Below are 12535 nucleotides of genomic sequence, written 5' to 3'. Positions count from 1 at the left end.
GGAGGGGGCGGGGGTGGGGGTGCCCCACGGTAAGGCCTTCGCTCGTGGACCCCCCTCCCCGACCCTCCCCCGCAAGGGGGGAGGGAGCAGAGCGGCCGTCGCTTCAATCAACATAGCGCCGCGCATTACGCGTCCCGCGGCTTCAGATCGCGCTTGCCGTGATAGCCGCGCTTCGGCTTCTTCGGCGGACCGCCGAAGGTGGCCGCGTCCTCGTTGCGGGCACGCGACTCTTCCGAGCCGGCGCGCTGCACGAGAATGCGACGGCCCTTGCGGTCTTCCACCGTGGAGCGCTTCAGCACCGGCTTCTTGACGATCACCGGGTCGAGCGACACATCGCCCTTGCTCGGCAACTGCCGGCCGAAATCGGCGCCCGAGGCATCCGCGATCTTCTCGCCGAGCTGCTCGCGCAGCACGCGGGTCTTCACCTCGTCGACCTGGCCTTCCTCGATCTCGCCGAGCTGGAATGGACCGTAGGAAATGCGGATCAGCCGGTTCACCTCGAGACCGAGATGCGCCAGCACGTTGCGCACTTCGCGGTTCTTGCCTTCGCGGATCGCGAACACGATCCAGACATTGGCGCTCTTGTCGCGCTCCAGCGTCGCATCGATCGAGCCGTATTTGACGCCGTCGACCTCGACGCCGTTCTTGAGCTCGTTGAGCTGCGCCTGGGTGACTTCGCCATGGGCACGCACGCGATAGCGCCGCAACCAGCCGGTCTCCGGCAGTTCGAGCGTGCGCGCGAGGCCGCCGTCATTGGTGAGCAACAGCAGGCCTTCGGTGTTGAAGTCGAGCCGGCCGATGGAGATCAGGCGCGGCAGGCCCTCTGGCAGATGATCGAACACCGTCGGCCGTCCCTCGGGATCGGCATGGGTCGTCATCAGGCCGCGCGGCTTGTGATACAGGAACAAGCGCGTGCGCTCCGGCGCCGGCAACGGCTTGCCATCGACGGTAATCACGTCATTGGTGCTGACGTCCAGCGCCGGCGAGTTGATGACGCGGCCATTGACGGCAACACGGCCCTGCGTGACCCATTCCTCGGCATCGCGGCGCGAGCACAGGCCCGCGCGCGACACGACCTTGGCGATACGCTCGCCGGCCTTCTTGGCCGCGGGAACGCGCGCCGGGCGGCGCGCTTCCGGATCGCGCTCGCGATATTCGCCGCGACCACCGAAGGCGGGACGCTTCGCAAAGATTCTGCTGTCGTCCTCATTCTCGCGACGCGGACGCTCATCACCGTCGCGAGCCTCGCTGCGACCATGCTCCTGCCAGTCGGTGCGGCCACGCGGCTCGCGCGGGCGATCGAAGCTCGGGCGATCTTCACGCGGACGTGAGAAACGCGGACGTTCGCTGTCGCTGCGCTCCGGACGATCTTCACGCGGGCGTTCGAATTTCGGCCTGTCGAATTTCGGACGATCGAAATTGCGCGCGCCGTCGCGCGGCGGACGCGCGCTGCGGCTACCGCGATCATCCGACCCGCCTTCGCGCTTCTGCCAGGGCTTCTGCTCGCTGCGATCGGGGCCGCGCTCGACATCGCGTCCACCACGATCATTGCGATCGGGACGATCGCCAAAGCTCTTGCGCGGACCGCCACGATCCGGCGCGCCACGGGAGAATTTCTTGTCACCGCCAAACTTCTTCTCGGCGCTGAAGGGGCGGTCGCCGCGCGGACGATCGCCGTCGCGTGAGGGGCGCGGGCTGAACGGACGATCGCCTTGCGGGCGATCAAAGCGCGGACGCGGACGGTCACCATCGCCGCCGCGAAACCCTTCGCCGCGCGGCGTGTAGGGGCGTTTCTCACCGCCACCGTCGCGCGGCGCGTAGGGCTTCCGCTCGCCGAACTTCTTGTCGGAGAAACGTCCGGCCGGACGCGCATCGCCGCGGTCGCCACGCGGGGCGCGGTCATCCCTGTTGAAATTCGGACGGTCGCCGCGCGGTGCCTCTCCGCGCGGGCTGTAGGGACGCTTGTCGCCGCCACCGGCGCGCGGTGCATAGGGCCGCTTCTCGCGGTCACCGAAATCCTTGCGCGGACCGCGATCGGGGCGATCACCACCGCCGCTGCGCGCGGGACGGTCGTCGCGGTTGAAGCGAGCCGGACGCGGCGCATCGCCATAGTCGCGGCGCGGCGCGCGGTCGTCATCGCGTTTGCCGGCGTAGGGCTTGGCGCCAAAAGACTTGCCGCCAGAAGGCTTGCCACCGAAAGATCGCTTCTCACCGCCGCCAGCACCGGGCGGCTTCGGGGTGTATGTGCCGTCGCGCTTGGCGAATTTCTTGTCGGGTCCACGTGCGGCGCCGGAGCGGCCTCCTTTTGAAGGACCTTGGCCGGCTCCGCCTTTGCCACCGGGTGGCCGGCCGCGCGAGGGGCCGTTGTTTTTGTCGTTGTCGCGGGGCATGAAGGGTCTCACTGCAGCGGAAGCTGAATTGGGTTGAGCGGTGCGGACAGGGTTCGCGGGCCGAAAATGCGCGCTCATTGGGGCGCATTCTCACGCAAAACCAGTATCCACTTTTGCTGAATGCAACTCCGTAGCAGAGTTTTGCGCAGGAAACGAGCCGTTGACCGCACCTTCTTTCATGGATCTGGCGCTGAAAGCGGCCGAAAACGCCGGAAATGCCGGCGAAGTCCCCATCGGCTGCGTCATCGTAGGGAATAACGAGGTGATCGCCACGGCCGGCAACCGCACCCTCCGGGACCGCGACCCGACCGCCCATGCCGAAGTCCTGGCGATCCGGGAGGCCGCCGCCAGGCTCGGCAGCGAGCGGCTGGTCGACTGCGACCTGTATGTGACCCTGGAGCCCTGCACCATGTGCGCGGGCGCAATCTCCTTTGCCCGGATCCGGCGGCTGTATTACGGCGCAGCTGATCCCAAGGGCGGCGGGGTCGATTCCGGCGTGCGCTTCTTCGCTTCGCCGACCTGCCACCACGCGCCGGAGGTCTACCCGTCCGTGGGCGAAACCCAGTCCGCCGCGCTGTTACGAGAGTTTTTTAGAGCGCGGCGCTGAGGCTTTGCTGACAGCCAAGTCAACGGGAACGCGGGTCACTTCGTGCCCGTCTTCGTGGATGACGCAGATATGGCGCTCACGGTCCTGATGCGTCGCCGGCCGGGCGCTGACTTCGTCGGCGATCACATAAGCCTGTGCAATCGCTTCGGCGTCACTGCGCAGCTCCCGACCAGCGTGGTCGCGCTGCGTCGTGCCGTTCTTGAGGTCGAAATAATAGTGCGCCATGGGTACCTCACAGCCCCATCAACGCGTTCCACAACCTTCGGTTCCCCGACAGGATCACCCGAATACCGTTACTTGCCTTTGCGTTCCCGCGCCACCGCCTGCCAGCCGATATCGCGCCGACAGAAACCTTCGGGCCAGTTGATCAGGCCGATGGCTTCATAGGCACGGCGCTGGGCCTCAGCGACGGTCTTGGCGGACGCCGTCACGTTGAGGACGCGGCCACCATTGGCGAGAATCCAGTCGCCGGACGCCTTGGTGCCGGCGTGAAATACCTCGACGCCCTCGATCTTCTCGGCGCGGTCGAGGCCGGCGATCCGGGTGCCCTTTTCATAATCGCCGGGATAGCCCTTGGCGGCCATGACCACGGTGAGTGCGGGATCAGGGAACCAGCGCAGGTCGAAATTCTTGAGCTGCCCGTCGCAGGAGGCGATCAGGGCCGGCAGCAAATCCGACATCAGCCGGACCATCAGCACCTGGGTCTCGGGATCGCCGAAGCGCGCGTTGTATTCGATCAGCTTCGGGCCTTCGTCCGTGATCATCAGGCCGGCGAACAACACGCCCTTGTAGGGATTGCCCATCGCGCTCATGGCGCGCAGCGTCGGCAGGATGATCTCGTTCATGGTGCGATCGCGGATCGCATCGGTAAACACAGGTGCCGGAGAATAGGCACCCATGCCGCCGGTGTTCGGCCCCTTGTCGCCGTCGAAGGCGCGCTTGTGATCCTGCGCCGCGACCAGCGGCAGTGCATGCTCGCCGTCGCACAGCACGAAGAACGAGGCTTCCTCGCCGGTCATGAATTCCTCGACCACTGCTTCCGCACCGGCTGCGCCGAAGCCGCCGCCCAGCATCATGTCGATGGCGTCTTCCGCTTCCTTCAGTGTCATCGCAACGACCACGCCCTTGCCGGCGGCAAGACCATCGGCCTTGATCACGATCGGCGCGCCCTGCGCGCGGATATAGGCCTTGGCGGCATCGGCATCGCTGAAGCGCTCATAGGCCGCGGTCGGAATGTTGTTGGCCTTGCAGAGATCCTTGGTGAAGCCCTTGGAGCCTTCGAGCCGGGCGGCGGCCTTGCTCGGTCCGAACGACTTGATACCGGCAGCAGCCAGATCGTCGACGATCCCCGCAGCCAGCGGCGCTTCGGGGCCGACCACGACGAAATCGACCTTGTTCACCTTACAGAAATCAATCACGGCCGCATGGTCGGTGATATCCACCGCCACGCATTCGGCCTCCCGGGCGATGCCGGCATTACCGGGCGCGCACCAGAGCTTGGTCAGCAGCGGAGACGCGGCGAGTTTCCACGCCAGCGCGTGTTCGCGACCACCGGAACCGAGGAGGAGAATGTTCATAACCAGCCAGACCAATTGCAATCAAACACGTCCACCGTTTAGCACGGCGCGTCGGCACGGCAATCAGTGGTCTGAGTAATCAACCGACCAGGCGACCAACCCGTCACGCGACGGCGACACTTGTTTCCGCGCGATAGCGGCGGATCAAACCCACCGTCCAGCCAAGGAAATAGCCGGCGCAGGCCCCCGACACCAATTGACCGATCAGCGGGACGGCAGCACCCGAACCCAGCTTCATCGCGGTTGCGACCGCCACGGCATATTGCAGGAGGAAGACCGACAGGTTGCGGATCAGGGGCAGCCAGCTCCCGGGACGCAGAATGGTGCCGTCCCGCCGATCGACCGTCATCTCGCCGGGGCCGATCCACAGAGCGACGGCCGCCATCACGATTGCCGCTGCCAGCCATGCCCCGATCAGATGCATTTGGCCGCCGGCAAAGATCAGCCGCGACATCCCCATCAGGAGAAACACCATCGGAACGATCAGCAAACGGCGCAGCTCTGTCTTTCGCGGCCGAAGCGACAGGCTTCCGAGCCAGATCAGCAGTGCCAGCAACGCGAACACCCAGATCGGCGTGTTGGTCAGAATGCGCCACGCGACGTCCATGACAATCTCCCAGGCTTTGCTCTACTTGCCTTCCGCAGTTGCGATGATCTCACGCAAGGTGGCGACGTGCCGCGCGAAGGCACCACGCCCGGTCGCGGTGGCCGTCACCGTTGTCTGCGGCTTCTTGCCGACAAAGGCCTTTTCGACGCTGACATAACCGGCTTTCGCCAGTGTCTCGATATGAGCGCCGAGATTGCCATCGGTGGCGCCGGTCAGTTTCTTCAATCGCGGGAAATCCAGCCCCTGTGCCGGATGCAGCGCGTTCAGCGCTGCCATGATCTTGAGCCGCAGCGGCTGATGGATGATGTCGTCGAGTTCGGCCATGTCAGCTGCGCCGCATCCAGAGGCCACCGAGCAACAGGCCGCCACCATTGACGACAGCCATCCAGAGCGTGAACCACGGTCCGGCGAAGAAGTAACCGAGCAGCGTCAGCGCGATCACGCTCATGCCGATGACGACAAAGACGCGGCCGAACCAGAACCCTGTCATCACGTAAGGCAACATGAAGTAAGTCGTCCAGAACGCGCCGATCTGCCGCGGCACCATGTTCCCGAAAACGATGCTCCACAGACAGCCAAAAGCCACGAACGCGATAAACGCTGCCGTCGCGCGGGCATCGAAGGTGCTGACACCTTCGCGCTTCTTGTTGAGGGCCCCGATGATGATCGCGCAGATGACACCCGCGACGATGACGATCGACCAGATGACGGGAGCCGCAGCAGGCGCGAAGAACGAGAGCAGATAACCGATAAAAGTCGCAACGCCCCATAGAATGAGCATCGTGCTGGCATGCCGATAGAACACCGACTGCCGGACCAGCCGACTGAGGCTCTCGATTTCCATCAACGCAGCACTGGCTTCCTGGCTGTTGATCACGATGTCACCTCGTTGCGATATCGTCGGCGACGACGGCGACGAAACTTGCCGTGCTGACGACGTCCATATGATTTGCGTTGTCGAGGACGCGCACGTCGATATTGGCTTTCGACTGCATCGCCTCGCGATATTTGTCCGCGAACATCAGCTCGTCATTGCGCCCGGCGATGACCGATATGGGCCCATTCGCCGGATCGAGATCCAGGCGGTAGTCGCGATGCGTGCCGAAATTCTGCAGCAGCCTGAACGAATACTCGGATGTCAGAATGCGTGTCGACCCCGGTTGCACGGCAAAGGCGACCACCGGAAGCTGCGCACAGCATGTCACCCCGAACGACTGCAGCACGCTGAGCGCGATGATGCGCGGCACACTCGGACTGGCCCATCCACCTGCGTTCTCGCGTGTGGAGGGCGACTTCAGGCCGAGATAGGGTGACAGCAGAACGGTGCGTGCGAAAAGCCCCTGATTGACGGACCCCGCCACGCGCAGCGCAAACCCGCCGCCGGACGAATGCCCGGCAAGCGTGAGTGGCGACGCCAGCCCCTGCCCGCGCAAATGGCCGACGAGATCTGCGAGATCATCGTCAAGCTGGCCGAGATAGGCGATATCGCCGCGGGTCCCCGACGCGCCATGGCCGCGCATGTCGGGAGCGATGCTTTCGACGCCCCGCGCGGCAAGCGCTTTCGCGAGAGCGTGCACCGCGATGCTGGATCCCGACGAGCCATGAATGAGCAGTGCGGCACGGTTCACGGACGGTCCGGATGGCGTGTAGCGCCGGTAGGCCAGATTCGAGCCGTCTCTCGCCTGGAAATACTGCAGTGGCGGCACGTCCCCGCGATACGCACTGCGCGCCGTGTCCGCAATGGAGGCCAGTGCCTTGGGCCTGGAGACCGGCACCGCAATCATGCCGGCCAGCACCAGGGCGACCAGGCCCGCTGCAGCAAGGAGCCAAATGATGCCACGAACCGCGAAGATCAATATCGACGCCATAATACCCGCCATTCTCTGAATACAGATAACTCTGTACAACAGAGTTATCTGTAAATCAATATCTGATTGGCGTTTTGCGACCGACATCCCTACTTTGCGACGATCCTGAAAGCCGAGATTCGATGCCCAAAGCCGCCGCCCCCCTCACCAATTCCCCCGAATTCACCGTCTCCGAGCTGTCCTCAGCCCTAAAACGGACGGTGGAAGACACATACGGGAACGTGCGGGTGCGCGGCGAAATCTCGGGTTTTCGTGGGCCGCATTCGTCCGGCCACTGCTATTTCTCGCTCAAGGACGAGAGCGCCAAGATCGAGGCGGTGATCTGGAAGGGCGTCCATGGCCGGATGCGGTTCAAGCCGCAGGAAGGCCTCGAGGTCATCGCCACCGGCAAGCTGACCACCTATCCCGGCTCGTCGAAATACCAGATCGTCATCGAGGCCATCGAACCCGCGGGCGTCGGCGCGCTGATGGCGCTGATGGAGGAGCGCAAGCGCAAGCTTGGCGCGGAGGGTCTATTCGACGAAGCGCGCAAGCAGCTGCTGCCATGGCTGCCGGAAGTCATCGGCGTGGTGACATCGCCGACCGGCGCTGTCATCCGCGACATCCTGCATCGGCTGGAAGACCGCTTCCCGCGCCGCGTGCTGGTCTGGCCGGTGAAAGTTCAGGGCGAAGGCTCGGCCGAACAGGTCGCCGCCGCGATCCATGGCTTCAATGCGCTGCCGGTGGGCGGCGCCATTCCGCGGCCGGATCTGCTGATTGTCGCGCGCGGCGGCGGCTCGCTGGAAGACCTGTGGTCGTTCAACGAAGAGATCGTGGTGCGCGCCGCGGCCGAGAGCATGATCCCGCTGATCTCGGCTGTGGGCCACGAAACCGACATCACGCTGATCGATTTCGCTGCCGACAAGCGCGCGCCGACGCCGACAGCGGCCGCCGAAATGGCGGTGCCTGTGCGCGCCGAACTGATGGTGGAGATATCCGGCTTCGAGCGCCGCATGATGCTGTGCTGGCAGCGCGGGCAGGAATCCCGCCGCAACGAACTACGCGCCGCGGCGCGTGCCCTGCCGGATCTCAGCGAATTGCTCGCCATTCCGCGCCAGCGCCTCGACGGCGCAACCGCATCGCTGCCGCGTGCGTTGAAGGCCAATACGCATGCGCATCATCGCCGCTTCGCTCAGGCGAGCTCGGGTCTCACGCTGCGCGTGCTGCGCGCACAGATCGCCCACGCCACGCAGCGACTGACGGTATCGGGTGAACGCCTGAGCCTCTCCGCGCGTGCACTGCTTCGGCAGCGCCGCGATCGCTTCACTGGCCTTGAAGCACGATTGAAGGCTTCCAAGCTCGCCAATGCGCAGGCGCAGCGCAATGCCATCACGCGCGATCGGGAGCGCGCTCTGCGCCTTGCCGAACGCGCGCGCCGTGCATTGACGACGCTGGTGCAGCGCCAGCAGGCACGCGTACAGGCGTCGAGCCAGTTGCTCGGTGCCCTCTCCTATCGCAGCGTGCTGGCCCGCGGCTTTGCGCTGGTGCGCGACGAGCAAGGCGCGGCGCTGCATGCCGCCGCCACTGTCGGAGCGGGCGCGCGCCTGAGCATCGAATTCGCCGATGGCCGCGTTGGCGTGACTGCCGATGGCGACCGCACGGCCGCTGCGCGTGAAGCAAAGCCTGTGTCGCCGGCCGCGCCGAAAAAGGCGACGAAAATCGATCAGGGCAGCCTGTTCTAGAGTCGCACAGGCCGCCTTTATTGGGCGACGCCGCGGCCCTATTTATGCTACGAGATGACGACATTCAGGGCCGGTGACCGATCCGGCAAGACGACTTAGTGACGATCCAGGAGACCAGCCGTGCTGAACAAATTTGGCCCCTCGGGCCACGGCGAAGCCCAGTTGCAATATCTCGACGGCGATTTCCGCGTGGTGTCGCCCGGCACCTATGTGACTTGCGCCATCACAGGCGAGCGCATTCCGCTGGACGAGTTGAAATACTGGAGCGTCGATCGTCAGGAAGCCTATGCGGTACCGAATGCCGTGCTGGCGCGGCATTATCCGGACGCTGTGAAGGGTCAGAAGTAAGGCCGTAGGATGGGTAGCGCGTCTTCGCGAAACCCATCATCTCCCCGCACGAAAGGTGATGGGTTTCGCGGAGTTTATCATCGGGCGCGCTTCGCGCGACCCGTTGGCTCTACCCATCCTACCTTCCGAGTGTCTTCACTCTTGCCCGATTGAGCTTCTCGACCACGAAAGCCTGCAGCGCCGCCTTGTCTTCGAAGGCCAGCGTGACGGCGAATGGTACGATCTCCGCCGCGGCCGGCATGCTGCTGAGCTTGACGATGTCCTTCTCTGTCGTCACCAGCACTAGCCCATCACGCTTCGCTTGCAGGGTCAGCGCGTCGATCTCAGCGGGCGCATACGGGTGGTGATCGGCGAAGGCCTTCTCCACAGCCACGTCCACACCTGCATGACGCAACGTCCGGAAGAAGCGTTGGGGATCGCCGATTCCCGCAAAGGCCAGCACGCGCTTGCCGCGCAAGGCTGCCACTGACGCCTCATCCGGCACAAGGCGCGCCGTCAATACCGGACCGCCCCGGCCCGCGACCAGCGCCGCCACGCCCGTCGCTGCAACACCATCGCCAATCACCACGAGCGCATCGGTGCGTGCGATCTGCAGATCGAGCGGCGCGCGCAAAGGTCCTGCGGGCAGCACGCGCCCGTTGCCGAGACCGCGATTGCTGTCGATCACAATAAACGACGCGTCCTTCGCGATGGCCGGATTCTGAAAGCCGTCATCCATCACGATGACGCTCGCGCCGGTCGAGCGCGCCAGTGCGGCGCCTGCGACGCGATCCCCGGAGATCACCACCGGCACCTGCCGTGCCATCATCAGCGGTTCGTCGCCAACATCTGCCGCCACATGCCTCGACGGATCGACTTTCACCGGGCCGCGCAACTTGCCGCCATAGCCGCGGCTGAGCACCACCGGCGTCTCGCCGAGATCGCGCAGCACTTGTACCAGTGCTAACGTGGTCGGCGTCTTTCCGGCACCGCCGACGTGATAGTTTCCGACGCAAAGCACGGGAATGCCGACATCGACGCCCTTGCGGGCCATGCGGCTGCCTGCGACTTCGCCATAGATGGCGCCAAGCGGCATCAGCAGACGCGACAACCATGTCGATGGCGGCCGCCAGAATGCCGGCTCACGCATCCTGCGCTCCCGCTTCGAGCCGGAGCTGCATCAAATAAGGCTCCAGCGCATGCAGGGTGCGGTCGAGCGCGCCGCCAAGCCGTTCAACCACGCGATGCCCGGCCTCGATTGCGGCATTGCGTGCCGCCTCGTTGCCGAGCATCTGGCCGAGCTGTTTCACCAATTGCTCCGAGGAGTCGGCGAGCTTTGCGCCGCCGGCTCCATCCAGCGCCTCATAGACGTCGGTGAAATTGAAGACATGCGGACCATGCACCACGGACGCACCGAGCTTCACGGCTTCAATCGGATTCTGCCCGCCATGCGGCACCAGCGAACCGCCGATGAACACCACCGGTGACAGACGATAGAACAGGCCGAGCTCGCCCATGGTGTCGGCGACATAGATATCAGTGCCTGCATGCGGCAATTCCTCGCGCGAGCGCAAGGCAACCTGCGCACCTGCCACCGTGATCATCTGCGCGATATCCGCCCCGCGATGGGCGTGGCGCGGCACGATGACGGTCAACAATTTCGGGAAGAAGCTGGTCAGCGTCTTGTGAGTCTCGAGGATGATTTCCTCTTCGCCGGGATGCGTCGAGGATGCGACGATGATGGGGCGACCGCGCGTCACCGCCATGAGCTTATCGAGCTTCACAGCGTCGCCGGGCGGCGCCTGCACATCGAGCTTCAGATTGCCTGTCACAACGACGCTGCGCGACCCCAATGCGCTGAAGCGCTCGGCGTCGGTTTCGGACTGCGCCAGGCAAATCTCGAAACGGCCGAGCAAGGCGCCGATGGTCGCCGAAAATTTCTGCCAGCGCGGGAACGAGCGCTGCGACATGCGCGCATTGATCAGCACCATCGGCAGCCGGCGCTTGGCGGCGGAGATGATGAGGTTCGGCCAGAGATCGCTCTCGATGAACAGTGCCAGGCTCGGCTTCCAGTGATCGAGGAAGCGCGCCACGAAGCGCGGTGAGTCATAGGGAATGTATTGATGGATGATATCGGTCGGGAATCGCTTGGCGATGATCTCGGCCGAGGTGACCGTGCCCGACGTCAGCAGGATGCGCATGCCCAACGCGCGCAGCCGCTCGATCAGCGCTGCCGCCGCCAGCACCTCGCCGACGCTGGCGCCGTGAATCCAGACCAGCGGCCCGGCGGGGCGCTCGATCTGCGAGATGCCGCGACGCTCGTCGAGGCGCGCGGGATCTTCCTTGTTGTTCTTCAACCGTTGCCTGATCAGGACGGGCGCAAGCGGCGTCAGCGCCGCCGACAATCTGCGATAGGCGCGCAGCGTGATCGGCAGCGCGTTAGGCACGACGCGCACCTTCCGGCCGACCTACCGCGTCATAGGCACGCTGCGTGGCCTCGTTCAGCGTGACTTCGAGCTGCAGGCGCAACGCCTCCATCGTGGCAGCGTCGGCATCGGCAGGAACGCTCAGCGGTTCACCGCCGACCAGCACGCCTCGACCGAAAGGCAGATTGATCGTGGTACGGTCCCAGTTGTTGAGCTGGACGTAGCGGCTGGTGGCCATGGCAAACGGCATGATCGGCCGGCCGCTTTCACGCGCCAGCATGATGATGCCCATGCCGGCGACACGCGAACGCTTCGGCACGTCGGCCGTCAGCGCCATATTGATACCGCGCTCCAGCACCCGCACCATTTCCTTGAACGCACCGACACCGCCCTTGCGGTGAAACGCGCCGCCATGGTCGCCGGAGCCGCGGACGGTGGCGATGCCGAGCCGCTCGGCAGCCAGCGCATTGAACTCACCGTCGCGATGCTTCGAGATCAGCACCGCGCCGCGATAGTCCTTCTGCCGGATGAACGGCGTCATGAAGTGCTGGCCATGCCAGAACGCCAGGATGACCGGCATCTGCGGTTCGACAATGTCATAGACATCGACGGGATCGAAGGTGAAGGTGTTGGTCTTCCAGACCAGACGCAAAAATTCGGCCGCGAGAAACCCCGCGGCGCGCTGAACCCAGCTGCTGCGCAGCGTGTTTCGGAGCAGTCGTTTCAAGCGGTCGGCTTCGCGTCTTGACCCGGATCGAGCAGCCGATGGAGATGGACGATGAAGTAGCGCATGTGGGCGTTATCGACGGTCTGCTGCGCCTTGGCCTTCCAGGCGACAAATGCCGTCGCGTAATTCGGATAGACGCCGACGACTTCAACCTGGCTGAGATCCTTGAACGTCGTCTCTTTCAGGTTGGTCAGCTCGCCCCCGATGACCAGATGAAGCAGTTGCTGTGGTGTGTCAGACATGAATCCTGTTCCTGCAGCGACCGGCTGCGATCCGATAAGTCAA

General features: G+C 64.6%; 14 protein-coding genes. 3 read left to right on the top strand and 11 right to left on the bottom strand.

The genetic code is table 11. The features are described 5' to 3' along the window. Positions 1-125 precede the first annotated feature (125 nt). Entirely contained in the window at positions 126-2390 is a 2265-nt protein-coding gene (locus tag SFY93_RS10105; RefSeq protein WP_320446982.1) for a pseudouridine synthase, read from the bottom strand. Between the two features lie 178 nt (positions 2391-2568). Here SFY93_RS10105 and SFY93_RS10100 point away from each other — a divergent pair, with 178 nt between their 5' ends. Then, positions 2569-2997, top strand: a complete 429-nt coding sequence (locus SFY93_RS10100) for a nucleoside deaminase (RefSeq protein ID WP_068733659.1) — start codon at positions 2569-2571, stop codon at positions 2995-2997. On the opposite strand, the gene SFY93_RS10095 is transcribed toward SFY93_RS10100, so the two are convergent. The 6 genes from SFY93_RS10095 to SFY93_RS10070 all read right to left on the bottom strand — a co-directional run bounded on the left by SFY93_RS10095 (position 2968) and on the right by SFY93_RS10070 (position 7049). After that, on the bottom strand, positions 2968-3222 hold the full coding sequence (locus tag SFY93_RS10095; RefSeq protein WP_320446981.1) for a DUF6894 family protein: 255 nt from the start codon (positions 3220-3222) through the stop codon (positions 2968-2970). The two genes, SFY93_RS10100 and SFY93_RS10095, sit on opposite strands and share 30 nt — an antisense overlap. A 68-nt stretch (positions 3223-3290) precedes the next feature. Further along, positions 3291-4574 (bottom strand): phosphoribosylamine--glycine ligase, encoded by a 1284-nt coding sequence (gene purD / locus SFY93_RS10090; RefSeq protein ID WP_320446980.1) that lies wholly within the window; start codon positions 4572-4574, stop codon positions 3291-3293. Positions 4575-4677: 103 nt separating this feature from the next. Next, complete coding sequence (locus SFY93_RS10085; protein WP_320446979.1) at positions 4678-5181, bottom strand: DUF6622 family protein; 504 nt, start codon at positions 5179-5181, stop codon at positions 4678-4680. Between the two features lie 21 nt (positions 5182-5202). Then, positions 5203-5505, bottom strand: coding sequence for a winged helix-turn-helix domain-containing protein (locus SFY93_RS10080; RefSeq protein ID WP_089261883.1), 303 nt, complete (start codon positions 5503-5505; stop codon positions 5203-5205). A 1-nt stretch (position 5506) separates the two neighbouring features. After that, a complete protein-coding gene (locus tag SFY93_RS10075; RefSeq protein WP_320446978.1) occupies positions 5507-6058 on the bottom strand; it encodes a hypothetical protein in 552 nt (183 codons plus the stop codon). A 4-nt stretch (positions 6059-6062) separates the two neighbouring features. Continuing rightward, on the bottom strand, positions 6063-7049 hold the full coding sequence (locus SFY93_RS10070) for an alpha/beta fold hydrolase (RefSeq protein ID WP_320446977.1): 987 nt from the start codon (positions 7047-7049) through the stop codon (positions 6063-6065). A 122-nt stretch (positions 7050-7171) separates the two neighbouring features. Here SFY93_RS10070 and xseA point away from each other — a divergent pair, with 122 nt between their 5' ends. Then, positions 7172-8770 carry an exodeoxyribonuclease VII large subunit gene (xseA, locus tag SFY93_RS10065; RefSeq protein ID WP_320446976.1) on the top strand — a complete coding sequence of 533 codons (1599 nt, stop codon included), beginning with the start codon at positions 7172-7174 and terminating at the stop codon, positions 8768-8770. Between the two features lie 120 nt (positions 8771-8890). After that, positions 8891-9118 (top strand): DUF2093 domain-containing protein, encoded by a 228-nt coding sequence (locus SFY93_RS10060; RefSeq protein ID WP_089261889.1) that lies wholly within the window; start codon positions 8891-8893, stop codon positions 9116-9118. A 118-nt stretch (positions 9119-9236) separates the two neighbouring features. On the opposite strand, the gene lpxK is transcribed toward SFY93_RS10060, so the two are convergent. Genes lpxK through SFY93_RS10040 form a run of 4 tightly spaced genes read right to left on the bottom strand, consistent with a single transcriptional unit; the run spans position 9237 to position 12492 of the window. Continuing rightward, on the bottom strand, positions 9237-10247 hold the full coding sequence (gene lpxK, locus SFY93_RS10055) for a tetraacyldisaccharide 4'-kinase (protein ID WP_320446975.1): 1011 nt from the start codon (positions 10245-10247) through the stop codon (positions 9237-9239). Next, entirely contained in the window at positions 10240-11544 is a 1305-nt protein-coding gene (locus SFY93_RS10050) for a 3-deoxy-D-manno-octulosonic acid transferase (RefSeq protein ID WP_320446974.1), read from the bottom strand. Before SFY93_RS10050 ends, lpxK begins: the two co-directional genes overlap by 8 nt. Beyond that, positions 11537-12250 (bottom strand): lysophospholipid acyltransferase family protein, encoded by a 714-nt coding sequence (locus SFY93_RS10045; RefSeq protein WP_320446973.1) that lies wholly within the window; start codon positions 12248-12250, stop codon positions 11537-11539. The genes SFY93_RS10050 and SFY93_RS10045 overlap by 8 nt, the downstream gene beginning before the upstream one ends. Then, on the bottom strand, positions 12247-12492 hold the full coding sequence (locus SFY93_RS10040) for a DUF4170 domain-containing protein (RefSeq protein ID WP_068733639.1): 246 nt from the start codon (positions 12490-12492) through the stop codon (positions 12247-12249). The genes SFY93_RS10045 and SFY93_RS10040 overlap by 4 nt, the downstream gene beginning before the upstream one ends. Between the last annotated feature and the right edge of the window lie 43 nt (positions 12493-12535).

Origin of the sequence: Tardiphaga sp. 42S5, assembly GCF_034044155.1 — a bacterium.
In the GTDB taxonomy this organism is placed as follows: domain Bacteria; phylum Pseudomonadota; class Alphaproteobacteria; order Rhizobiales; family Xanthobacteraceae; genus Tardiphaga; species Tardiphaga robiniae.
This window is presented reverse-complemented; position numbering and strand designations above follow the sequence as displayed.

Excerpts from the sequence above, each read along its gene's own strand:
- SFY93_RS10105 (WP_320446982.1), bottom strand. The coding sequence starts at position 2,390 with ATGCCCCGCGACAACGACAAAAACAACGGCCCCTCGCGCGGCCGGCCA.
- SFY93_RS10080 (WP_089261883.1), bottom strand. The coding sequence starts at position 5,505 with ATGGCCGAACTCGACGACATCATCCATCAGCCGCTGCGGCTCAAGATC.
- SFY93_RS10100 (WP_068733659.1), top strand. The coding sequence starts at position 2,569 with ATGGATCTGGCGCTGAAAGCGGCCGAAAACGCCGGAAATGCCGGCGAA.
- purD (WP_320446980.1), bottom strand. The coding sequence starts at position 4,574 with ATGAACATTCTCCTCCTCGGTTCCGGTGGTCGCGAACACGCGCTGGCG.
- SFY93_RS10070 (WP_320446977.1), bottom strand. The coding sequence starts at position 7,049 with ATGGCGTCGATATTGATCTTCGCGGTTCGTGGCATCATTTGGCTCCTT.
- xseA (WP_320446976.1), top strand. The coding sequence starts at position 7,172 with ATGCCCAAAGCCGCCGCCCCCCTCACCAATTCCCCCGAATTCACCGTC.
- SFY93_RS10095 (WP_320446981.1), bottom strand. The coding sequence starts at position 3,222 with ATGGCGCACTATTATTTCGACCTCAAGAACGGCACGACGCAGCGCGAC.
- SFY93_RS10040 (WP_068733639.1), bottom strand. The coding sequence starts at position 12,492 with ATGTCTGACACACCACAGCAACTGCTTCATCTGGTCATCGGGGGCGAG.
- lpxK (WP_320446975.1), bottom strand. The coding sequence starts at position 10,247 with ATGCGTGAGCCGGCATTCTGGCGGCCGCCATCGACATGGTTGTCGCGT.
- SFY93_RS10085 (WP_320446979.1), bottom strand. The coding sequence starts at position 5,181 with ATGGACGTCGCGTGGCGCATTCTGACCAACACGCCGATCTGGGTGTTC.